The following is a 22,509-nucleotide window of genomic DNA, read 5'->3' as shown; positions in this document are numbered from 1 at the left end:
GGCGATGTCCCGGGACAGCGCTCCGTGGGTGCTGGGCATCGGCGCGTCGAATCACAACGGCGCCGCGTGCCTCCTGCGTGGTGACGAGCTGGTCGTCGCCGTGCAGGAGGAGCGACTCCTCCGCCGCAAGCGGGCGTGGCTCCCTGGCGGGGCCGTGTCCTTCGCGGTGCGCTACTGCCTGGAGACGGCGGGCATCCGCGCGGACGAGCTCAGTCTCGTCTCGTGCTGCTCGCTGATGGGGCCTCGCGGGCCGCTGTACGACGTGCGCGCCAACCCGGACCTCGCTCCGGGTGTCCCGGTGCGCTACCTCTCGCACCACCTGGGCCACGCGGTGGGCGCGTTCGCGACGTCCGGCTTCGACGAGTCGCTGGTGCTCGTCGTGGACGGGTTCGGCTCCAACGTCCAGGACCTGTCCCCCGAGGAGCTGTCGGCGGTCGTCACCGAGCGACGCGGAGAGGAGACGCTGTCCGTCTACCACGCGTCGCGCGAGGGCTTCGTGCCGGTGGAGAAGCACCTGGGCACGTTCCTGGAGGTGACGTCCTCCGTGGACCTGGAGCGCTTCCGGGGCATGCCTCGCTTCGGCAGCCTGGGCGGGCTGTACTCCGCCGTCGGACGGCAGCTCTTCTCGGATGTCCTGGAGGGGCCGGGCAAGGTCATGGGCCTGGCGCCTCACGGCGTGGCGGACACCCCCGTGTCGGACTTCTTCGACATCGTCGACGGGCGCTTCGTGTTCCACGACACCGTGCCTCGCCGCTTCACGCATGACGAGCGCTGGCCCGCGCGACAGGTGGAGTATCGGAACCTCGCGGCCTCGGCGCAGGCGGCGCTGGAGGACGGGCTCTTGCGGCTGGTGCGTCGACTGCGCGCGAGCACGTCCTGCGACGCGCTCTGCTACGCCGGGGGCGTCGCGCTCAACAGCGTGGCGAACGAGCGGCTCTTCACCGAGAGCGGCTTCAAGGACCTCTACGTGATGCCCGCCGCGGAGGACAGCGGCACCGCCATCGGCGCGGCGTACCACGGGCTTTGGCAGCTCACGGGGCGGCGCTCCACGCGGCGACTGGGCCATGACAGCACGGGCAGGACGTACTCCGCCGAGGACTGCGACACCGCGCTGCGCACCGTGCCCGCGGTGGTGTCGCGCAGGCTGCCGCGACTCGTCCCCGAGGTGGCCGATCTGCTCGCCGAGGGGAAGATGCTCGGCTGGTTCCAGGGCGGCTCCGAGCTGGGTCCACGCTCCCTGGGCCAGCGGAGCATCCTCTGCGACCCGCGGCCTCGCGACATGAAGGACACCCTCAACGCGCGGGTGAAGTTCCGCGAGGGCTTCCGTCCCTTCGCCCCCATCATCCTCGCGGAGAAGGTGCGCGAGTGGTTCGACGTCGACACGGCCTCCACGGACAGCCCCTTCATGCTCCGCGTGTGGCGCTTCCGTGAGGAGCAGCGCGAGCGCGTCCCCGCCGTCGCCCACGTCAACGGCACCGGCCGCGTGCAGACGGTGACGAGGGAGCACACGCCCCTGCTGCACGCGCTGCTCACCGCGTTCGATGAACGCACCGGCGTCCCCGTCCTGCTCAACACCTCGTTCAACATCGCCGGGGAGCCCATCGTCGAGACGCCCGAGGACGCGCTGTGGGGCCTGCTGTCCACGGGGCTGGAGGGCTGCGTGCTGCTGGACCGCTTCGTGTCCAAGCACGAGGCGCTGCATTCACTGCTGGACCTGGAGGTGCTCGTCCTCGGAGAGCGAATCGCGCCCCTGTCCTCGGAAAGCGCGGAGGACACGCTGGACCTGCGTCCCCTCTTGAAGGAGCCGCTGGGCTTTGGCCTGGACGCCTCGGGACGCAACCTGGAGGATGCGCGCCGGATGCTGGGCAGCGGGCAACAAGGTGGCGCGTTCAAGGTGCGGACGCCGTGGGGCGCGGCCGTGCAGCTCGTGTCGAGCGAGCTGTCGAGGCTCGTGGACCAGGTGGAGCGCGGGATGACCGGCTGGAAGCTCCTGGAGCGGGTGTCTCGCGAGGACTCGAGCATTGATGAGCAGAAGCTGACGCGGATGCTCGGCACGCTGCGGCGCGCCCGCGTCCTCCAGTTCGGTCCGGGAGTGTGAGGACGACGCTCGCCAGGGGACTGCTGGGCCTGGTGCTGCTGGCGTGCGCCCCCGTGCGGGCCCAGTCCACCGAGGACGCCGGCACTCCGCCCATGTCCGAGGTCATCGACGTGGTGGGCGAGGTGCCCGACCCGGAGCCGATGGACCGCGCCGCTCGTCGCGACCCGAGCAGCGTCGTCACCGTCATCTCCGTGGAGGAGCGCGGCGGCACCGCGCGCGACACCGCGGAGGTGCTGTCCACCGCGCCCGGCGTCTCCATCCAGGACTCGGGCGGATACGGCCAGGGAAAGAGCCTGGTGGTGCGCGGCGCCTCGTCGAACGGGACGTTGGTGCTGCTCGACGGCATCCCCCTCAACGGCGCGGGCGGGAGCCTGGACCTGTCGCGCGTCCCGCTCGCGCTCGCCCGTGAGCTGGAGGTGATGCGCGGGAGCGCGGGCTCGAGCCACGGCAGCGGCGCGCTCGGCGGCGTGGTGAACATCATCACCCGCGCCCCCGGTGACACGTTGAGCCTCGCGGGCGAGCTGAGCCACGGGAGCTGGAACACCACCACCGGGTGGCTGTCGCTCACCGGGCCCGTGCTGGACAGCGAGCTGCTCCTGCTGCTCCACGGCGGCACGTCGTCCGGGCGCTTCTTCTATCCGTTCGATGCCACGCCCACGCTGCCGGGTGACGCGCCCGAGCTGCGACGTCGCGAGAACAACGACGCGCGCGGCGCCGGGGCGCTCGTGCGACTGCGCCGCCGCCTCTCCCAGGGCGTGGTGCTGGACGCGATGGGCGAAGGGACCCTGGAAGGACGAGGGCTCGCGGGCACGGCGCAGAACCCGCTCGCGGACGCGCGTCAGTCCAACCGTCGCGGCATCCTGAGCCTGCGCGTGCTGGGCGACCTGGGCCACCACGTCCACGTGTCCGCTCGCGCGCACTATCGCCAGGAGCGACTGGAGCTGTCGGGCGGTCCGCTGCCACAGCAGGGCGTGCAGACCCTGCGCACGGGCGGCGTGGAGGCCGAGGGCAGCCTGCCGCTGGGAAGCTGGAACGTCGTCTCCGCGCTGGCGAGCCTCGGCGGGGAAGGCGTGGCCACCGCTGGCGCGCCCGTGACTTCGGACGGACGCACATCGTGGCTGCGCGCCAGCGTCCGCGTCATGGATGACCTGGCGCTGCTCGACGGCCGGCTCCACGTGACGCCCTCGCTGCGCGTGGAGCGCGTGGGCGCGTTCACGCTGCTGTCCCCCAAGCTGGGCGCGCGCGTGACGCTGCCCGCGCGCCTGGAGCTGCGCGCCAACGTGGGACAGGCGCACCGGGCCCCCTCGCTGGTGGAGCTGTACGTGCGCCAGGGCACGCTGCTGCCCAACCCGGACCTGCGCCCCGAGCGCGCCGTGTCCGCGGACGTGGCGCTGGCGCACCGCACGGAGCGCTCGCTCGTGTCGGTGGGAGGTTTCTTCGCGAGCTACGAGGACCTCATCACCTACGAGGCGTATCCGCCGTTCGCCGCGAAGCCGAGCAACTTCGCCTCCGCGCGCGTCGCCGGCCTGGAGGTGGACGCGGAGGCGCGCCCCTTCTCCTTCCTGTCCGGCTCGCTGGCGTACACGTTCCTCGTCTCCCGCAACCTCCGGGACGACCCGCGCTACTACCTGAAGGACATCCCGCTCCGGCCGCGCCACACCCTCGCCGCGCGAGTGACGGCGGGCCCCTCGTGGCTCACGGGCCGCGTGGAAGTGCGCGCCCAGTCCTCACAGCTTCGCAACCGCACCGGCGAGCTGGTGCTCCCGGGCCGCACGCTCCTGCACGCGGGCCTGTCCACCACGGTGGGCCAGCGCCCCGCCTTCACCTTCTCCGTCGACCTCAAGAACGTGCTCGACGTCCACGTCGACGACTTCGACGGCTATCCCCTGCCGGGCCGCGCGGTGCTCGCCTCCGTGGCCCTGGCGCTCGACGTCCCACCCTCCCCCTCCACTGCCAAAAAGGCGGACACCCCATGAAGCCCTCGCCTCCTCCAGGACGCCACCTGGCGCTCCTCTGCTCCCTGCTCTCCTGCCTGCTGCTCACCGGCTGTCCCGACGAGGGCGTCGTCTGCAGCGAGGGCCTCTCCCGCTGCGGCGACACCTGCGCGGACCTCACCAGCGAGTCCGCGAACTGTGGCGCCTGCGGCAACGCCTGTGGCGAAGGCCAGCTCTGCGCCGAGGGCGCGTGTCGCTGTCTGACGGGGACCACGGCCTGTGACGGCGCCTGCGTCGACACCCGGTCCTCGCCCCAGCACTGCGGCGCCTGCGGCACGACGTGCGACAGCAGCGAGGTGTGCGAGCAGGGCACGTGCCAGCTGAACTGCACCGCGGGCCTGCTCCGCTGCGGCAACGCGTGCGTGGACGGGGACTCGAGCAACCTGAACTGCGGCGCCTGCGGCAACGTCTGCGGCGACGCGCGGACGTGCCGGGGCGGCGTGTGCACGTACGACATCGTGGCCACGTGCTTCAACACCGGCCAGGTGGTGGGCATCCAGTCCGGCGTGGACCTCAAGGGCCCCGGCACGCTCGTGGCGTCGTCGCCGCAGAGCGCCGCGCGGATGAGCGACGTGCTGCTGGTGCTCGACTCCACGCGCAAGCTCATCCAGGCGCGGCTGGACGACTACGGCGTGCTGCCTCCGCGCCACGACACGGGCCGCGCGCCCAACCAGGTCCTCGTCGAGGGGCCGTTCATCTACATCCTCAACTCCACCGACAACACGCTCCAGGTGCTGCGGAGCACCGAGCCGCTCCCGCCCGGCAAGCGCCACCCCGAGGGCATCTCGCTCCAGAACGTGGCCAGCGTGAGCTTCGGCGCCAACACCAACCCCTTCGGCATGGCGCGCGTGGGCAACGAGCTGTGGGTCACCCTCTACGGCAACCTCGTGGGCGACCCGAGCGCCGGAGGCCGCGTGGCGCGCGTCTCGCTGGCGTCTCCCTCCGAGCCGAGGGTGACGGCCACCATCGACCTGCCCACCGGCGCCGCGCTGCGGCCCTTCCCGGACAACACCACGCTGTCGACGCCCGCGGGCATCACCGAGCACCGCGGCAAGGTGTACGTGGCCCTCAACAACCTCAACCCCGCCACCTACGCCCCCGGCGGCCCGGGCCTGCTCGCGCGCATCGAGCCGGCGACGGGCGCGGTGAGCCTCGTCGGCCTGGGCGACGACTGCCTCAACCCCAACGCGGTGGCCTCCGTGGGCGAGCACCTGGTGGTGAGCTGCGGCGGCAAGTCCACCTATGACGCCGAGTTCAAGCTGGTGTCCGTGGAGCGCACGGGCCTGGTGATGCTGGACGCGCAGGACACCGTGGTGGCCTCGGAGCCCATCGCCTGCTCGCCGGGCATCGGCTCCTGCCCCATCCCCGCCGCCGGCCGATTCGCCGTGGTGGGCCCGCGCATCTACACCGGCGACACCAACGGCGGCCGCGTCTTCGTCCACGAAATCGTGGGCAACACCCTGGTCGAGCGTCGGGGCCTGAAGGACACCTCCGAGCCCGCCATCGCCGCCTGCCCCGCCAGCGGCTTCTCGCTGGTCAGCGACGTGGTGGCCCTGCCCTGATTCCAGGGCACCTCGGGGGCACTTCGCCCCGATGGGGCAATGTGCCCCGGCCCCGGCGGGACATTCCACCCCGTCCGGGGCCCTCCTCCGAGGGAGCCGCCCCGAGCCAGACGCTGGCACAAAGGATGCTCTAGAGCTTCCGCGTGCCCCGGCCACATCGCGGGGCGGAAACCGGAGGAGGCGTCACGCAGCGCACGTCGGTCCTCGTGCACCCACGCCGAGCTTCGGGCGATTGCTCGCCCGCCGAGGAGCCCGACGCGACGTCCTGACGCCTTCTCACGGCAGTCGCGGTAGTTTCTGAGTACTTCCTTCCGGTCCATGCATTCTCGACCCCTCCCACGTGCATGGACCGGAATAGCCTCGACCCACCGTGAGACTCGCACGCAAGTTCACCCTCGCCCTCGTCCTGCTCGCCGTGGCCGTCATCGCCGCGCTGCAGGTCATCCAGGTCCGCCGCGAGCTGGAGCGCTCGGCGCTGGACATGCAGCATGACCATCGGCTGCTCGGCCACACGCTCGCGGGCACCATCGGCAAGGCGTGGCAGCTTGCGGGTGAGCGCGAGGCGCTCAATCTCCTCAACCAGTCCAACAACTACCAGGAGCAGGTCCACCTGCGCTGGGTCTGGCTGGATGGCGGTCCCGGGACGCCGTCCCTCGCGGGCTTCCCGCCCCGGCTGATGGCCACGCTGCGCCAGGGCAGGGACGGCTCCATGGTGGACCCGGACCCGGCGCCGGGCCTCTTGCACTCGTACACGCCGGTGAAGATTGGCCCGCGCTTCGGCGCCATCGAAATCACCGAGTCGCTGGGCGAGGAGCGCCAGCACGTCTTCGTCACGGTGGTGGGCACCATCGTCGCCACGGGCACCATCACCTTCGCGTTCCTCATCGTCGCCATGGCCATGGGCCGCAGGCTCGTCGGTGAGCCGGTGGACCAGCTGGTCCAGCTGGCGGAGCGCTTCGGCCATGGGGATTTGTCCGCGCGCGTGCGGCTGCCACCGCAGCGGCGGGGGGACGAGCTGACGACGCTGGCCAACGCGATGAACCGCATGGGCGAGCAGTTGGAGGAGACGCGCTCGCGGCTGTCCGCGGAGACGGCCGCGCGCCTGTCCGCGGTGGAGCACCTGCGGCACGCGGACCGGCTCACCACGGTGGGCAAGCTGGCGTCGGGCGTGGCGCACGAGCTGGGCACGCCGCTCAACGTGGTGATGGGCCGCGCGAAGATGATTTCGTCGGGCGAGGCGGAGGGCGAGGAGGTGGGCGAGAGCGCCCGCATCATCAGCCAGCAGGCGCAGCACATGACGCGCATCATCCGGCAACTGCTCGACTTCGCGCGGCGCCGCGCGCCCCACCGGGCCCCGGAGGACGTGCGGGAGCTCGTCTCGCGCTCGCTGTCCCTGCTCAAGCCCATGGCCGCCAAGAAGAGCATCACCCTGGTGGAGGACATCCCCCCCGGCGTCACGGTGGAGGCGGATGGAGGCCAGGTGCAGCAGGTGTTGACCAACCTGGTGATGAACGCGTTGCAGGCCATGAACCAGCCGGGGACGGTGCGCGTGCACGCGGCCCACTCCCGGACCACGCCACCCCAGGACGTGGGCGGCCCCGAGGGGAGCTACGTGCGCGTGGACGTGGAGGACGAGGGCAGCGGGATTGCCCCGGACGTGCTGGCGCACGTGTTCGAGCCGTTCTTCACCACGAAGGACGTGGGCGAGGGCACGGGGCTGGGGCTGTCCGTGTCCTATGGTCTGGTGAGGGACCATGGCGGCTGGATTGCCGTGCGAAGCGAGCTGGGACGCGGTAGCTGCTTCTCCATCTATCTGCCGAGCGGAGGGGACACATGCCAGGCCGCGTCCTGATGGTCGAGGACGAGCGCGAGATGCGCGCCATGTTGGAGAAGGGGTTGACCCGCCGGGGCTACACGCCCGTGGCCATGGGGGCCGCCGACGAGGCGCTGGCGAAGCTCGCCGGCGAGGACTTCGACGTGGTGCTCACGGACCTGCGCATGCCGGGCATGGACGGGCTGGCCCTGTGCGAGCGAATCGTCCTCAACCGGCCGGACATCCCCGTCGTGGTGATGACGGCGTTCGGCAGCATGGAGACGGCGGTGGCCGCCATCCGCGCGGGGGCGTACGACTTCGTCACCAAGCCCATCGACATCGACGCGCTGGTGCTGGTGCTGGAGCGCGCGGTGCAGCACCGCGCCCTGCGAGACGAGGTGCGCCGGCTGCGACAGGAGCTGGGCAGACGGCAGCAGGACAGCGGCGCGGTGGTGGGCGAGAGCCCCGCCATGCAGCAGGCCTACGCGCTCATCGACCGGGTGGCGGACCTGGACTCGACGGTGCTCATTACCGGCGAGAGCGGCACGGGCAAGGAGGTGGCCGCGCGGGCGGTGCACACCCGTGGACGCAGGGCCCAGGGGGCCTTCGTGGCCATCAACTGCGCGGCCATGCCGGAGGCGCTGCTGGAGAGCGAGCTGTTCGGCCACGCCAAGGGCGCCTTCACGGACGCGAAGGCGGCGCGCGCGGGGCTCTTCATCCAGGCGCACGGCGGCACCCTGTTCCTGGATGAGGTGGGCGAGTTGCCGCTCACGCTCCAGCCGAAGCTGCTGCGCGCGCTGCAGGAGCGGGTGGTGCGGCCGGTGGGCGGGGACACGGAGGTGCCGTTCGACGCGCGCATCGTCGCGGCGACGAACCGGGACTTGGAGCTGGCGGTGGAGGAGGGCCGCTTCCGCGAGGACCTGTACTACCGGCTCAACGTCATCGGCGTGGAGCTGCCGCCCCTGCGGGCGCGGGGCAACGACGTGCTGCTGTTGTCGCAGCGGTTCATCGAGCAGTTCGCCGCGCGCAACAACAAGCGGGTGGTGGGGCTGTCACCGGCGGCGGCGCAGCGGCTGCTGGCGTATGGGTGGCCGGGCAACGTGCGCGAGCTGCAGAACAGCATGGAGCGCGCGGTGGCGCTGACGTCGTTCGAGCAGATCACCGTGGATGACCTGCCCGAGCGCATCCGGAACTACAGCCAGCCGAAGGTGGTGCCGGAGAACACGGACCCCTCGGAGCTGGTGACGCTGGAGGAGCTGGAGCGGCGCTACATCCACCGCGTGCTGGAGACGGTGGGCGGCAGCCGCACGCTGGCGGCGCGAATCCTCGGCGTGGACCGCAAGACGCTGTACCGGAAGCTGGAGCGCGACGACGAGGCGAAGAAGCCCTAGTCGAGCGTCTCCAGCTTCACCTCGAAGAGCTTGGGCCAGAGCTTGCCCGTCATGAGCATGCGGCCGGTGCCGGGCTCCACGGCGATGCCGTTGAGGACGGCGTCGGTGATGCCTCGGACCTGGGAGGCCACGGAGCGCGCGAGGGCGGACGCGTCGATGACGGCGGTGACCCGGCCGGTGGACGGGTCGATTTCGAGCACGTCCGTGGAGTGCCAGACGTTGGCGTAGATGACGCCGTTGGCGCACTCCAGCTCGTTGAGCTGCTCCTGGGGCTGGCCCTGGAGGGTGACCTCGACGGAGTCCAGGGGCTGGAAGGTGTCGGGGTCGTGGAACGTCAGCGTGGAGCTGCCGTCGCTGCGGACCAGCCGGCCCTGCCAGTAGCACAGGCCCCAGCCGTCGCCTTCGTACGGGGTGGTGCGCTCGCGGGTGGGGGGCAGGCCGCTCCAGGTGAAGAGCAGGCCCTCGGTCCAGGTGAGCTGGTAGAGGCGCTCGCCGTCGCTGGCGAGGCCCTCGGTGAAGACGTCACCCAGGCGCTCGATCCAGAGGGGCGTGGCGGACTCGAGCGAGATTTCGCGCAGCGAGCCCTTCTGGCCGGTGCTCTCGAACAGGCGTCCCTGGTGGAAGACGAGGCCCTGGGTGAAGGCCTCGGTGGAGTGCGGATACTCCTGGACGATGCGGGCCACCTTCCGTGTGGGGCCGCCCTCCGTCGGTCGACGATGGACAGGTCCACAGCTACAGCCCACGCCCAGCCCCAGCACACAGATGGCCGACATCCACGCTCGCTGATTCAAGTGCATCGAGTCGCGCACGGAAGCAGGAAACGCGGACCGGCACAACACACTCCCGGCCCGGGAGGACCGGGACGTGTCACGGCGTGGACGACGCCTTCCGCCTCAGACGACCTTGGCGCTCTGGATGACCACGTCCTCGAGGGGCACGTCGCTGTGACCGCTCTTGTTGCCGGTGCGCACCTTCTTGATCTTGTCCACGACCTCCTGCCCCTTCACCACCTTGCCGAACACGGCGTAGCCCCAGCCCTGCACCGTGGGCGCGGTGTGGTTCAGGAACGAGTTGTTGACCGTGTTGATGAAGAACTGCGCGGAGGCGGAGTGCGGGTCGTTGGTGCGGGCCATCGCGACGGTGTACTGCTCGTTCTTCAGGCCGTTGTTGGCCTCGTTCTGGATCTGCGCGGTCGGGACCGGCTTCTGCCTCATTCCCGGCTCGAACCCGCCGCCCTGAATCATGAAGTTCTCGATGACACGGTGGAAGACGGTGCCGTCGTAGTGGCCCTTCCCGACGAGCTCGAGGAAGTTGCTGACGGACTTGGGCGCCTTGGCCTCGTCCAGCTCGATGGTGATGTTGCCGAAGTTCGTCGTCAGTTCGACCGTGGGCATGGAAGGTTCCCTGGAGGTAGAGGGTGGAAGGCGCACACCACTACCTCTTCGGTGCCGCTGTCCGCAATGAACACGTGAGGCGCTGCGTCCCGGGAGCCGGCGGAGGATTGCACTGGCGAACGATTCCGCCGTCCGCCGAGGGGCGACTTCCCATCAAGCGCCCGGGTTCCCCGTGACGCGCTTGAACATGACGCCCAGGTTGCCGATTCGCTCGAGCGCCTCCTTGACCTCCTCCGCGACGATGATGGGGTGCTTGAAGCGCTTCAGCATGAAGGCACGCGCACCCTCCGTCTTCTCGGGGAGGATTCGCAGACCCGAGATCCACCGGAACTCTCCCGCACGCTCGGGGAATGGGTCGTCCTCGGCGTAGTGCTGGACTCCCGTTGAACCCGCTTCGTCGATGCAGTCGACGACCCTGACCACATTCACGATGAAGAAGCGCTCGTCCACATCCTCGACGGACACCGGGAACAGCTGCACATCGCCGGGCGCGAGGGTCTTCAAGGCCTGGCCCACCTCCTCGCTGACGACAGGAACTCGCTGCACGCCGGCGAACACGAACGCACGTGGGCTGCCCCGATGACGCACTCGCGCCAGGATGGGTCCAGGGTCGGAGAGCAGACGCCCGTCGGTGAACATCCCTGGGTCCTCGAACCTCCCCCCCGAGGCCGGCGCGGGAGTCGTGAGGTACCACTGTGGGACATCGGCGATTTCGACCCAATAGAAGTGACGGTCCACCTCACTCCCCTGCCTTCACGATGTAGCCGCGCAGCTCCGAGCCCGGCGTGAGCAACTCGTTCGCAATCCTCGCCAGCTCGTTCACCAGTCGCACGCGGCAATCCTCGGTTCCCCTACAGTCCTTGACGGCTCGCTGCAATCGGGGCACCACCTGGGAATGGTACAGCTCGGGATGTGGCCCCTCGTGCCCTTTGAGGCGCACTTTATTGGCCGCGTCCTCCAAGCTCATCCCCGCCATCTCGAACACCTCCTCGCACAGCGGCGTCCACGGCCCACCGCGCAATGTCGAGACGGTGTTCTTGTTCGTGCAGATGTGATGGACCGGGCCCTCGGCGTCCCCGGGAATGCGCCCGGTGGAGTACGACGCAATCACCGCCACGGCGCCGGGAGCCAGGGCCACGTTGAGCACTCCCGCCGCGGGCAGCGCGATGGACCCCACTCCCGCGCCGAGCGCCGCCTCGAGCTTGAACCCTCCCTCGACCTGAGCGCGCAGCGCCGCCTGGGAGAACCCTGGCAACGTCGGCCCCTGTGCCGCCATCGCGGCGCGGCCCCCGAGTGCCGACGTGAGCAGCAGCACCAACACGCGGGTCCCATTCGTCCCGAGCACCTTGCCGAAGCGATGACCGATGTCTTGCAGCTCGACGATGCTCGTCGCCCGCTCGGAGGCCTCCCACAGTCGGAGGAACCCCTGCCCCATCTCCCACACCGGGACGACCCCGAGATAAGCAATGAGGGAGGCCGTCAGGGCGACCGCGATGGTCTTGGTGACGGGCTCGGGCAAGGTCATCGTCAGGAGCAACGCCAGCGCGGCCGAGCTGATCATCGCCTTGAGTACGACGGGGTTGAGCATGTGCCCCACTTCGTCCTCGACGCTCTCCCAGACAGTATCCAAGGCGAAGGACAGGGCCATCAACGTGCGGTCCTTGCGTGAGAAGGACAGGCCCGTCCCACCTATCAGCGTCAGGCAGGAATCCCGCACAGGGCAGATGCGCGAGTAGAGCGACGCAGGGGAGTTCTCCACGCTGGAGTCGACAATGCCCTTCGAGGACGCAAGCAGCGCTCCTGACCGGACCCAACCTTGCTGGTCCGCCGCGTCCGCCTCGCGAAAAGCGACCTCCAGCTTCAGGCCGAGGATGAGCTCGGAGAGTGCCCGCTGGAAGTCGTCCTCCTCCACCTCGACGGGCGCGACCTCCATCGGCGTGTAGGTGATTCTCTTGCCGTGCCCCGCGTCGAGGTTGACGACGCGCGTGGTGGCACAGCCCGTGAGCAGACACAGCAAGACGATTCCAGACCCGCGCAAGACATCCCCCAGGAAGGCGCCATGAAGACGCGCGCATCCTGGGTGAGGGGCTCAATCCCTCTCAACCTCACGACCTACCACCGCAGGGGTAGACCCGCGGCGAACACATGCCTTGACAAAGGCAGTCACGAGGAAGCGACACCACATCCCTAGGCCGACTGCCGCCGCCGGCCCCACCACCGGTGCTCCACCAGCTCATGCCCCAGCAGCATCAGCGCGGCCACCGTGAACGGCAGCAGGTAGTAGACGATGCGGTACACCACCAGCGTGCCAATCACGACCGACGTCGGTACCGAGGGCGTCAGCGCCGCCAGGATGACCGAGTCGAACACCCCCAACCCTCCCGGCACCTGACTGGCAATCCCCAACAGCTGCGCCACCGCGAACAGCGCCACCATCGTCAGCGGCGAAATCCCCGCACCCGACGGCAGCAACACCCACAGCACCATCGCCCCCAGCGTCCAGTCCATGCACGACACCGCGAGCTGCTCCAGCGCCTGCCGCCCCGTCGGCAGCGACACCTCCAGATGCAGCCTGGGCACCCTCAACACCCGCCGCATCCATGCGCACGCCGCGAAGTAGACGCCCAACACCCCCAACAACCCCCACCCCAGTCCCCGCGCCACCCACGGCGACAGCGACAGCGCGGACATCGCCCCCTGTCCCGCGTCCACCACCAGCGCCACGCCCGCCACCGCCAACAGCCCCACCCAGAACGTCAGCGCGTTGAACGTCCCCACCTGCGCCACGTCCAGCGCCGTCAGCCCACGCGCCGAATACAGCCGGTAGCGCACGCCGCCGCCCGTGAGGAACGACATGCCGATGTTGTGGCCGAACGCGTAGCCCACGAAGGACGTGAAGCCCACCTGCCGGTAGGGCAGCCGCTTCCCCAGGTGACGCAGCGACAACACGTCATACAGCGTCAACGCCAGGTAGTTGCACGCCGCGCACACCACCGCCAACGCGATGCGCTCGCGCGGAATGGACGCGAGCCCCCGGGCCACGTCCTCACCGTGCAGTTGGCGCAGCTCGTGCCGCAGCACCACGAACGCCAACGCCAGCAACCCCAGGGGAAGCAAGGCGAGGAGCGCCCGCTTCATCAGGTTCCTCGAGAACACCCCCGTACGGTGCTCACCCGCCCGCGCCAGGGCACTCGAAGGGCACCCAGGCCCTCAACGCGACGGCGGCACGAGCGCCTCCGCCGTGGCGCACAAGTCCTCCATGGCGAAGGGCTTGTCCAACACACACGCCGCCCCCAGCTGCGCCGCGTCCCGGTGCAGCTGCGCATCTCCAAACGCGGTGATGAGGATGACCGGCGTCGTCCACCCCTCCCGCCGCAGCCGCGCCACCACCTCCAGCCCCGAGTACCCCGGCATGCGCACGTCCGTGATGATGAGGTCCGGCACCAGCGTCTGGTCCGCCAGCAACCCATCGATGATGGCCTTCACCAACCCAGGCCCGTCCGCCGCCTCCACCACCTCATAGCCCCGGCGCTTGAGCGCCCGATGCAGCAGCGCGCGCATCTCCGGTTGATCCTCCGCCACCAACACCCGAGGCGCCTGCTCGCGCCCCGTGCTCGGGAGCGGCCACGGCTGGACTCCGACTCCCTGCTCCTCGTCTGGCCCCATCAAGACGTCCTCCTCCTGGCGTGGTGGGATGCCCGCCCGCGTGCCCCCCGACGAGGGCGCCCACAGGGCGAGGCGTGCCCGGGCCAGAGCATTCGACGTGCCACGCCCTTCCCCGGGAGGGCGAGGCAAACCGCCCCGGGGAGATTTGCCCCGACCGGGGCACTTTGCCCCGCGCCCCCTGCCCCAACGCCCCCACCCTCCGAGGGAATCCCTCACACGAAGCGCTGGCCCGGCATCTGCAATGGAGCCCGACGTCGGTTCGGAAGTGGGGACTCGCGGAACGAGCCCCGAGCCAGGAAGCCGTCGGGAGTCGGGGGACGACCAGCGGCAGACCTTTCCACCTCCAGGAGGAGCTTCTCCACGGGCTCCCCATTTCCGGACCGACTCCTGACACCCCTTTCCCAGCCGGACTCACCTCCGGCCTCTTCGGAGAACGAACGATGGCCTGCTCGCTCCCCTCTCGCCGTTTCCTCGGTGCCCTGGCCCTCCTTCCCGCCGCGACGCTGGGCTTCGCGTGCGGACAGGCCCAGGCACTCGGCTCGCCCAACACCTCCAACGCGGCGTCCACCGTGCCCGCGGCCGTCGCCGCCGCCGCGACGCCCTCCGGCGCGCCCGTGCAGCCCGCGCGCTTCAACCCGGCGACGGCCGGCACCGTCACCTCGCTGGCCCCGCTCGTCGAGTCCGTGAAGGGCGCCGTCGTCTACGTCGAGGTGCAGGCCCGCCCGCGCCGCATGTCCGGCATGCAGGGCCTTCCTCCCGGCTTCGCGGAGCGCTTCGGCCTGCCGCCCGGGATGCAGGGCAACGCGCCGCCGCGGCAGGGGCTGGGCTCGGGCTTCATCATCGATGCCTCCGGCACCGTGCTCACCAACAACCACGTGGTGGACGGCGCGGACCTGGTGCGCGTGAAGCTGGAGGGCGGCCGCTCGTACGAGGCGGAGGTGCTCGGGAGAGATCCGCTCACCGACGTGGCGCTGCTCAAGCTCAAGGGCGTGGCGGGCAACCTGCCGTTCGTGCCGCTGGGTGACTCGGACGCGCTGCGCGTGGGCGACCCGGTGATGGCCATCGGCAACCCGTTCGGCCTGGACTCGAGCGTCAGCGCGGGCATCCTCTCCGCCCGGGCGCGGGACATCCACTCGGGCCCCTACGACGACTTCCTCCAGACGGACGCGGCCATCAACCCCGGCAACTCCGGCGGCCCGCTGTTCAACATGCAGGGTGAAGTGGTGGGCATGAACACCGCCATCATCGGCGGCGCCAGCGGCATCGGCTTCGCGGTGCCCAGCAACCTCATCCGCGCGCTGTTGCCCCAGCTGCAGGAGACGGGCGTGGTGCGCCGCGGCTTCCTCGGCCTGTCCATCCAGGACCTCACGCCGGAGCTGGCGCGGGCCCTCAAGGTGGACGCGAACAAGGGCGCGGTGGTGGCGGGCGTCAGCCGGGGCGGCCCCGGTGACCGCGCGGGCCTCAAGGAGGAGGACATCATCACCTCCGTCGGCGGCCGCGCGGTGGACTCCGCCGGAGCCCTCACCCGCGCCGTCGCGCTGCTCAAGCCCGACAGCAGCGTGAAGGTGGACCTGGTGCGCGGCGGCAAGCCGATGACGGTGAACGTGACGCTCGGCACCCGCCCGGCCCAGCGCGGCGAGGAGGAGCTCACGCCGCGCAACAGCACCGCGCCCTCCACGCGCAAGCTGGGCATCGGCCTGCGTGACGCGCCCGACGGCGGCGCGCAAATCACCGAGGTGGAGCCCGGCGGCCCCGCCGAGCGCGCGGGTCTGCAGCCCGGGATGATCCTGGTGCAGGTCGGCGACGACAAGGTGTCCAGCGCCTCCGACGCCGTGCGCAGCCTGACGGGCGCGAAGTCCGGCGCCGCCCTGCTCCTGCGCGTGCGCGCCCCGGAGTCCGAGAACACCGTGCTGCGCGCGCTCGAAGTTCCCTGAGTCGCTCACGACGTCCGGCGGGACGTCTTCCCCTCCCACCCGCCGGACGTCGTCGAGTCCTCAGCCACGGGGCGCGGCTACAGCGAGACAATCGACTTGAAGCCGCCCCAGATCATCCGCTTGCTGTCGAAGGGCACGTCCTCGGGCGAGCCCAGCCGCGGGTCGGCCATCACCTTCTTGTTGACCCGGTTCCGGTCCGCCTTCGACTTGTAGACGATGAAGGCGAACACCACGGCCTCGTCCGGCTTGAGCTTCACGCCCCGGGCGAACGAGACGCGGGTGAGGCTCTCGGGGATGTCATCCTCGATGGACTCGATGTACTGGAGCGCGCCGTGCTCGCGCCAGAGCTTGCCCGCCTTGCGCGACATCTTGCGATAGGCGGCCACGTTCTTCTTCGGCAGCGGCAGCAGGAAACCATCGACGTAGGGCATTGCCGTCCTCCCTCCACGAGAAGGGCGGCACCCTACCCCGTTTCCACGCGTCACTTCGCCGGACGGAAGCGCAGCGCGCTCCACACGTCGTCCACGGAGACCTGACGCACGCTGTCGATGCCCTCCTTCGCCAGCCGCTTCCAGAGGATGTCCCGGTTGAGGAGGGAGGGCCGGCATGACAGCACCGACGCTTGACTGGGGCAACCAACGCGCCGCGCTGGGCAGGCGGCCCCCGGGTCCAGGTGATGCGAAAGCGACCCCAGGGGTTTCCCACGGGTGTCCTGAATCCCCAGGGCGTTTGGCGTAGAGTGTCGCCGTGCCGCGCTGCCAGACATGTGGGCGGCGCTGGGAAGGCTCCCATGCGCCGTGCCCGCCGAGTCCATCCCCAGACGGGGCGGGACGAGCGACGTCCGTGGAGCCGACGCCGCCGCGCATCCCCGGCTACCAGGTGGAGGGCGTGCTGGCGCAGGGCGGCTTCGGCGTGCTGCTCGGCGCTCGGCGGGAGACGGACCACCAGCGCGTGGCCATCAAGCTGGCCCGCACGGGCAATGCCCTGGCGCGCGCCCAGCTCATCCGCGAGTCGGAGGCGCTGCGCCAGTTGGGCCCGCCCACCGTGCCCGCGCTGTACGAGGAGGGCGTGCTCGCCGGCGGCGTGCGCTTCCTCGTCATGGAGCACGTGCCGCTGCCCACGCTGGCGGAGCGGCTGGCGCGCGCCTCCGGGCCCGTGCCCGCGCAGGAGCTGCCCCAGCTGGCGTTGTCCGTGGCGGACACGGTGGCCCGCGTGCACGCGCTCGGGCTGGCGCACTGCGACCTGAAGCCCGAGCACCTGTTCCTCAACGAGGACGGCGGCGGACAGGTGCGCGTGTTCGACTTCGGCCTGGTGCGAGGCACCACACCCCAGGAGGGCACCGCGCTGCCCGGCGAGGGCGCGACGACGAGCGACACCTCGGGCTTCGCCGGCACCGCCGAGTACATGGCCCCCGAGCAGTGCGCGGGCAACGCCAACGTGGACGCGCGCACGGACGTGTACGCGCTGGGCGTGCTGCTCTACGAGATGCTCACCGGCCGGCCGCCCTTCTTCGGCACGACGCCCGACGTGCTCCAGGCCCACCTGGCGCTGCGGCCGCCGCCGCCGTCGGACTTCGCGCCGGTGCCGCCCGCGCTGGAGGAGGTGGTGCTGCGGTGTCTGGCCAAGGAGCGCTCGCGCCGGCCCGAGGACGCCGCCGCGCTGGCCACCGCGCTGCGCGAGGCCTTCTCGCACGCGCACCGCCCCCTCGAGCCCGTCACGCCCCGCCCCACCGCGCCCGGCGAGCCCCGGCCCGCGCAGGTGCGCCGCTCCGTCGCCGTGCTCTTCCTCACCTCGCGCTCCAACCCGGTCAGCGTGCAGAAGGGGCTGGGCTCCTACGGCGGGCACCTGGCGCATACGGACGGGCCTCGCATCGCGGCGGTGTTCGACCCGGACGTCGGAGAGAACCCCGTGCGCCGCGCCATGCGCGCCGCGGAGGGGATGGCCGAGCGGGGCCTGGCCGCGAGCGCGCTCGTGGACGTGTCCGCCGTCACCGTGCAGCGCCGTCCCACCGGAGCGCCGCGCTACCTGGGCGCCATCTTCGCCCGCGCGGACCGCTACCCCACGGGCCCGGACGCGCACGGGCTCCTGTTGTCCCCCGCCGCCGCGGAGGCCGTGCCGGAGGTGCCGTGCACGGAGGTGCCCAACCATCCGGGCCTGCTGCGTCCGGCGTCACCGGGGGCCGCGCCCCGGCCGGACATCACCGTGCTGCAATTGGGCAGCGAGGTGCTGGTGGGCCGCGACGCGGAGCTGGCCTCGCTGGTGGACAGCGCGCGCGCGGCGGTGGGTGAGGCGGCGCCCACGCTCGTCACGGTGCTGGGCGAGCGAGGGCTGGGCAAGAGCCACCTGTCCGCGGCCCTGGTGCGGGAGCTCCAGTTGCAGCTGCCGCTGGCGCGGATGTACAGCACGCGCTCGCGCGAGCCGGTGCAGGGCGACCCGGACGGTACGCTGCGCACGCTGCTGCGCTGCGCGCTCAACGCCTTCGAGAGCGACGACACGGACACCGAGGAGCAGGGCCGCGCATCCATCATGCAGCGGCTGGGGCCCACGCTGGGCTCGGAGCTGTGGCCGGGCGTGGCCGCGACGCTGGGCTGGTACGCGCCGGGCGGGCCGGAGCTGCAGAGCTGGGCGGCGGCGCCGGGCGCCCTGCGCTCCCTGGCCATGCGCGCCACCGGTGAGCTGCTCGCGTCCACCGCCCGTGAGCGGCCGCTGTGCCTCATCATCGACGACGCGCACTTCGCGGAGGAGACGGCGCTGGACGCGCTGGAGTACGCGTGCCTCGCCGAGGCGAGCGTGCCCATCTGGGTGTGCGTGCTGGCGCGGCCCGGGTTCGAGAAGAGCCGGCCGTTGTGGGGCGCTCGCGCCGCGCGGCAGGTCACCGTGTCGCTGCGGGCGCTCGCGGCGGAGCCGTCGCAGGAGCTGTGCCGCATGCTCCTCAAGCCGGTGGAGAACGTGCCCGCGCAGGCGGTGGAGCGCATCGTCGAGCGCGCCCAGCACGTGCCCCTGTACCTGGTGGAGCTGGTGCGCGGCCTCAAGCGCCAGGGGCTGGTGCGTCAGCGCGCGCCGGGTGGAAGCTGGTACCTGGTCACCGACGGCGTGGAGAAGGTCCCCGAGCTGCGGCTGGTGGAGTGGCTGGCGGACCGGGAGCTGGGCGCGCTGCCTTCGACGCTCGCCGCGCACGCGCGGCTGTGTGCCTTGTTGGGCACGGACTTCACCGCCGCGACGGCGGAGGGCGTGGTGCGGGAGCTGGAGCGGGATGGCGCGGCGGGTGGGTTCCCGTTGGATGCGGGCCACGCGACGCGGCGGCTGTTGGACTCCGGGTTGCTCGTGTCGCATCGGCAGGAGGGGTTGAGCTTCCGTAACGAGCTGCTCCGTGACGCGGTGGCCGCCACGCTGCCGGCCGCCGAGCGACAGCGCATCCACCGCGCGGCGTACCGGTATTACCTGGGGCCCGCGGGCGCCAGCGAGCGACAGCGCTTGCCTCGACTGGCCTTGCACGCGGCCGCGGCGGACCTGCGCGAGGAGGCCGCCGCGCTCTCCATCGACCTGGCGGAGTCCGCGCGGGGACGTCATGCGTTCCTCGACGCGGAGGCCATGTACACGCGCGCGCTGGAGCTGCTGGACCCGGAGGATGAGCTGCGCTGCCTCACCGCGCTGCGGGGACGGGGGCTGATGCGCATCCGCATCGGTCGGTATGACGATTCGCTGGCGGACTTCGCGGCGGCGCGGGAGCGGGCTCGCAGGCTGGGGGATGTGCGCTCCGAGGTGGAGCTGCTGCTGGACGAGGCGATGGCGCTGGACTGGGTGAACGACTACGCGGCCAGCGAGGAGCGCGCGCTGGAAGCCCAGGCGATGGCGATGCAGGTGCGGTCGGCGTACGTGCAGAGCCGGCTGCTCCTGGCCCTGGGCCGCGCGCTGTTCCGCAAGGGTGAGTGGCAGGAGGCCCGCGAGCCATTGGAGGCCGCGGCGGTCTTCGCGAAGCGGCTGGGGGACGCGGGCTACGAGACGCAGGTGGTGTCGCAGCTGCTGCTGGCCGTCATCCTCCCCAACCTGGGCGACATCGACGAGACGGACCGGGTGCTGGCGGAGGTGGTCGCCGCGTGCACGGAGCGCGGAGACCTGTTCCACCTGGGCAGCGCCATCAACAACCGCCGCAACCTGTGGGTGGCGCGCAGGGATTTGGCGAGCGCGCTGAAGGACCAGCAGCGCTTCATGCACCTGGGTCGCGAGCTGGGCATGGTGGGCTGGGAGTACTTCGCGGAGCACAACCTGGGCGAGCTGCACTACCAGGCGGGTGACGTGGACGCCGCCGCGCCGCACATCGCGCGGGCGATTGCGTTGGAGCGCCGGCACCCGGAGGTGGCGCCGCGCCCGTGGGCGCTGCTGCTCCAGGCTCGCACCATGGCGTGGACGGGACGACAGGCGCGGGCGCGAGAGCTGCTCGCGCAGGTGAAGCAGGTGCTCTCCGAGAACCGCAATGGCGTGGAGCTGAGTCCCCCCGAGGAGGTGCTGTTCTCCATGGTGGAGCTGTCCACACGGGATGCGTCGGCGAAGGAGTGGGCGGCGCTGCGCGAGCGCTCCAGCCAGGTGTCCGTGGAGCAGGAGCCGCTGGAGGTGCTGGAGATGATGGGCCTGGCGGCGCTGCGGCGGGACGAGACACATGAAGCGGTGCGCATCCTCACGGAGGCACTCCAGCTCGCCTCTCGGATGCCCAACCTCATGGAGGTTCGCATCCGCCGTTCACTCGAACGCGCACGGGATGGCCAATTGCCCGTGTAGTCAGCGTCGCCCGCCGAGCACGCTCCCGAGGTTCACGCGACGAGGCGGCGAGAGTACGAGGGCACCGCGACGGTCGTCGTTTCTTCGTTGCCCCTGCGCGTCTCGCTACGCCATGAAGCCCAAGAGCTTGAGCGCGCCGAGCGCTACGCCCACGAGAGACTCCGCGGCAATCGCCCCGGCAGCCAGCGCGGGCACGTTGCGTCCCGTCGAGGCCGGCCAGCGCCACCGCGCCACCGCCGCCAGCACGCCACCCAGGCACAGCGTCACCGCGAAGTAGGCCGGCAGGATGAAGCCGATTCCCATCGCCACCGGCGAGGGCACCCACCGCGCCGCGCGCCCTCGCGCCAGCAACGTCAGAAGCGCGCCCACGCCCGCGGCCACGCTCCCCGCGAACAGCGCGTTCGGCGGCAAGCCATCCAGCCCTCTCGACGCCAGCTCCGCCACCGCGCGGAACTGCTGCGCGAACGGCGCGGGCAGCGCCTCCGAACCCAAGCCATACGCCCGCGTCAGCAACAGGTACGCCGGCACGCTCACCAACGAACCCGCGAGCACGCCCAACAGCTGCGCCCCCAGCATCCGCCCCGGCGACGCACCCAACAGGTGCCCCGCCTTCAATGCCCACAGGCTCACGCCCGTCTGCGCCGCCGCCCCGGACACCACGCCTCCCACCGCCACGTTGGGCCCCACGCCTCCAGGCAGCAGCACGCCCGCCGCCACCTGCGACAACTGGCCCACCTGCGACACCGGCGACACGTCGAGCTGCCCCGCCCCTCGCGCGCACACCGCGCACAGTGGCAACACCAACACCAACGCCAGCACCCCCTGCGCCGCGCTCATCCCATACACGCCCACGCCCAGGCCCAACGCCAACACACAGGCCACGCCCCCGCTCAGCCACGCCCACCGGGGCACCCCCCCGCCGCTCCGCAGCGAGCCCAGGTCCTTCGCCACCCGCCAGAAGTCCCGCGCCTGCGCCGTGAGCGACACCGCCGCCGAGCCCACCAGCAGCCCCACGCCTGGCCACGTGAGCCAGGTCTGGAGCGCATCGAAGCCCGCCTCCTTCACCGCCCCCGTCGACACCAGCCACGGCGACAGCACACCCCACCCCACGAGCGCGCCCAGCAGCATGCTCAGCCCCAGGTGCAGCCCCGCCATCATCCCCACCGCCACCAGCATGGGGCTCCACGCCAACCCCCACGTCAGCGACGCGGCCGACGCGCCGCCCACCGTGCCCGGCGCCGCCACCATCCCCGGCACCTTCTGGAACGCATCCCGCAACACCGTGAAGCCCGTGGACAGCGCCGCCGCCGCCGCGAGCCACCAGCCCCGCCCCCGGTTCTCCTCGGGCGCCGACGCGTGCATCGCCGTGATGAGCTCCGCCGTGGCGATGCCCGTCGGGAACGCGAGCTTCTCCTCCTCCATCAACCGCCGCCGCAGCAGGTGCGCCGCCAGCACGCCCAACACCCCGAGCGCCACGCTCCAGGCCGCCACCGCCACGCCCGGCACCTCCAGCCCCAGCAACATCAGCGCCGGCAGCGGCCCCAACAGCCCCGCCGCCGCGGGCATCGCGCCCACCGCCACCGCCGACACCTGCGTGAGGTTGTTCTCCAGCGTCGTGTACGGAGCCCCGCGTCGGCGAGACACCGCCGAAAGCCCGCCGAACCCCAGCACCGCCGCCATCACCGAGCCGCTCTCCCACCAGCCCAGCTTCAACCCCATGGACACGTTGGTGACCGCCAACAGCGAGCCCACCAGCAGCCCCATGCCCACCGCGCGCGGCGTCCACTCGCGCGCCTCGGGCGAAGGGGCCGCGGGGGCCAGGGCCACCGCGCTCAAGCTCACGTCACCGGCGGAGTCAGGTGCGGTCGTCGAGGAAGACAC

General features: G+C 71.4%; 16 protein-coding genes. 7 read left to right on the top strand and 9 right to left on the bottom strand.

The genetic code is table 11. The features are described from left to right. The first annotated feature begins 4 nt into the window (after positions 1-4). The 5 genes from K8640_RS04965 to K8640_RS04945 all read left to right on the top strand — a co-directional run bounded on the left by K8640_RS04965 (position 5) and on the right by K8640_RS04945 (position 8,858). Positions 5-2,098 carry a carbamoyltransferase C-terminal domain-containing protein gene (locus K8640_RS04965; protein ID WP_223746017.1) on the top strand — a complete coding sequence of 698 codons (2,094 nt, stop codon included), beginning with the start codon at positions 5-7 and terminating at the stop codon, positions 2,096-2,098. Then, positions 2,095-4,074: a TonB-dependent receptor domain-containing protein gene (locus tag K8640_RS04960; RefSeq protein ID WP_223746016.1), complete on the top strand. Its 1,980-nt coding sequence runs from the start codon at positions 2,095-2,097 to the stop codon at positions 4,072-4,074. The genes K8640_RS04965 and K8640_RS04960 overlap by 4 nt, the downstream gene beginning before the upstream one ends. Beyond that, positions 4,071-5,654: an MXAN_6577-like cysteine-rich protein gene (locus K8640_RS04955; RefSeq protein WP_223746015.1), complete on the top strand. Its 1,584-nt coding sequence runs from the start codon at positions 4,071-4,073 to the stop codon at positions 5,652-5,654. The genes K8640_RS04960 and K8640_RS04955 overlap by 4 nt, the downstream gene beginning before the upstream one ends. A 370-nt stretch (positions 5,655-6,024) precedes the next feature. Beyond that, on the top strand, positions 6,025-7,506 hold the full coding sequence (locus tag K8640_RS04950) for a sensor histidine kinase (protein WP_223746014.1): 1,482 nt from the start codon (positions 6,025-6,027) through the stop codon (positions 7,504-7,506). Then, positions 7,488-8,858, top strand: a complete 1,371-nt coding sequence (locus tag K8640_RS04945; protein WP_223746013.1) for a sigma-54 dependent transcriptional regulator — start codon at positions 7,488-7,490, stop codon at positions 8,856-8,858. The genes K8640_RS04950 and K8640_RS04945 overlap by 19 nt, the downstream gene beginning before the upstream one ends. Here the strand turns inward: K8640_RS04945 and K8640_RS04940 are convergent. The 6 genes from K8640_RS04940 to K8640_RS04915 form a co-directional block, all read right to left on the bottom strand. Further along, entirely contained in the window at positions 8,855-9,631 is a 777-nt protein-coding gene (locus tag K8640_RS04940; RefSeq protein WP_223746012.1) for a glutaminyl-peptide cyclotransferase, read from the bottom strand. The genes K8640_RS04945 and K8640_RS04940 overlap by 4 nt on opposite strands. Before the next feature lie 120 nt (positions 9,632-9,751). Then, on the bottom strand, positions 9,752-10,252 hold the full coding sequence (locus K8640_RS04935) for a peptidylprolyl isomerase (protein ID WP_141326829.1): 501 nt from the start codon (positions 10,250-10,252) through the stop codon (positions 9,752-9,754). A 153-nt stretch (positions 10,253-10,405) separates the two neighbouring features. After that, positions 10,406-10,891 (bottom strand): imm11 family protein, encoded by a 486-nt coding sequence (locus K8640_RS04930; protein ID WP_407940283.1) that lies wholly within the window; start codon positions 10,889-10,891, stop codon positions 10,406-10,408. A 100-nt stretch (positions 10,892-10,991) separates the two neighbouring features. Next, complete coding sequence (locus tag K8640_RS04925; protein WP_223746010.1) at positions 10,992-12,290, bottom strand: AHH domain-containing protein; 1,299 nt, start codon at positions 12,288-12,290, stop codon at positions 10,992-10,994. Between the two features lie 149 nt (positions 12,291-12,439). Further along, the gene (locus K8640_RS04920; protein ID WP_223746009.1) at positions 12,440-13,390 is read right to left on the bottom strand and encodes a lysylphosphatidylglycerol synthase domain-containing protein; all 951 of its coding nucleotides are present in this window, start codon (positions 13,388-13,390) and stop codon (positions 12,440-12,442) included. Between the two features lie 72 nt (positions 13,391-13,462). Next, positions 13,463-13,918: a response regulator transcription factor gene (locus K8640_RS04915; protein WP_141333523.1), complete on the bottom strand. Its 456-nt coding sequence runs from the start codon at positions 13,916-13,918 to the stop codon at positions 13,463-13,465. A gap of 440 nt (positions 13,919-14,358) precedes the next feature. Here K8640_RS04915 and K8640_RS04910 point away from each other — a divergent pair, with 440 nt between their 5' ends. Further along, positions 14,359-15,852 (top strand): Do family serine endopeptidase, encoded by a 1,494-nt coding sequence (locus tag K8640_RS04910; protein WP_223746008.1) that lies wholly within the window; start codon positions 14,359-14,361, stop codon positions 15,850-15,852. A 77-nt stretch (positions 15,853-15,929) separates the two neighbouring features. On the opposite strand, the gene K8640_RS04905 is transcribed toward K8640_RS04910, so the two are convergent. Together K8640_RS04905 and K8640_RS42450 are read right to left on the bottom strand one after the other, a co-directional pair. After that, complete coding sequence (locus tag K8640_RS04905; RefSeq protein ID WP_223746007.1) at positions 15,930-16,283, bottom strand: DUF1428 domain-containing protein; 354 nt, start codon at positions 16,281-16,283, stop codon at positions 15,930-15,932. Positions 16,284-16,333: 50 nt separating this feature from the next. Then, positions 16,334-16,468: a hypothetical protein gene (locus tag K8640_RS42450; protein ID WP_255652667.1), complete on the bottom strand. Its 135-nt coding sequence runs from the start codon at positions 16,466-16,468 to the stop codon at positions 16,334-16,336. Between the two features lie 131 nt (positions 16,469-16,599). Between K8640_RS42450 and K8640_RS04900 the strand changes: the two genes are divergently transcribed. Beyond that, positions 16,600-20,628 carry a serine/threonine-protein kinase gene (locus tag K8640_RS04900; protein ID WP_223746006.1) on the top strand — a complete coding sequence of 1,343 codons (4,029 nt, stop codon included), beginning with the start codon at positions 16,600-16,602 and terminating at the stop codon, positions 20,626-20,628. Between the two features lie 105 nt (positions 20,629-20,733). Here the strand turns inward: K8640_RS04900 and K8640_RS04895 are convergent, their stop codons facing one another. Next, positions 20,734-22,509, bottom strand: a complete 1,776-nt coding sequence (locus K8640_RS04895) for an OPT family oligopeptide transporter (RefSeq protein WP_223746005.1) — start codon at positions 22,507-22,509, stop codon at positions 20,734-20,736.

It is taken from the genome of Myxococcus sp. XM-1-1-1 (genome assembly GCF_020037095.1).
GTDB classification, from domain to species: domain Bacteria; phylum Myxococcota; class Myxococcia; order Myxococcales; family Myxococcaceae; genus Myxococcus; species Myxococcus fulvus.
This window is presented reverse-complemented; position numbering and strand designations above follow the sequence as displayed.

What these genes read in the sequence shown, in the direction of transcription:
- K8640_RS04915 (WP_141333523.1), bottom strand. Translation starts at nt 13,918, where the DNA reads ATGGGGCCAGACGAGGAGCAGGGAGTCGGAGTCCAGCCGTGGCCGCTC.
- K8640_RS04940 (WP_223746012.1), bottom strand. Translation starts at nt 9,631, where the DNA reads ATGTCGGCCATCTGTGTGCTGGGGCTGGGCGTGGGCTGTAGCTGTGGA.
- K8640_RS04945 (WP_223746013.1), top strand. Translation starts at nt 7,488, where the DNA reads ATGCCAGGCCGCGTCCTGATGGTCGAGGACGAGCGCGAGATGCGCGCC.
- K8640_RS04930 (WP_407940283.1), bottom strand. Translation starts at nt 10,891, where the DNA reads ATGTTCACCGACGGGCGTCTGCTCTCCGACCCTGGACCCATCCTGGCG.
- K8640_RS04910 (WP_223746008.1), top strand. Translation starts at nt 14,359, where the DNA reads ATGGCCTGCTCGCTCCCCTCTCGCCGTTTCCTCGGTGCCCTGGCCCTC.
- K8640_RS04920 (WP_223746009.1), bottom strand. Translation starts at nt 13,390, where the DNA reads ATGAAGCGGGCGCTCCTCGCCTTGCTTCCCCTGGGGTTGCTGGCGTTG.
- K8640_RS04965 (WP_223746017.1), top strand. Translation starts at nt 5, where the DNA reads ATGTCCCGGGACAGCGCTCCGTGGGTGCTGGGCATCGGCGCGTCGAAT.
- K8640_RS04905 (WP_223746007.1), bottom strand. Translation starts at nt 16,283, where the DNA reads ATGCCCTACGTCGATGGTTTCCTGCTGCCGCTGCCGAAGAAGAACGTG.
- K8640_RS04955 (WP_223746015.1), top strand. Translation starts at nt 4,071, where the DNA reads ATGAAGCCCTCGCCTCCTCCAGGACGCCACCTGGCGCTCCTCTGCTCC.
- K8640_RS04935 (WP_141326829.1), bottom strand. Translation starts at nt 10,252, where the DNA reads ATGCCCACGGTCGAACTGACGACGAACTTCGGCAACATCACCATCGAG.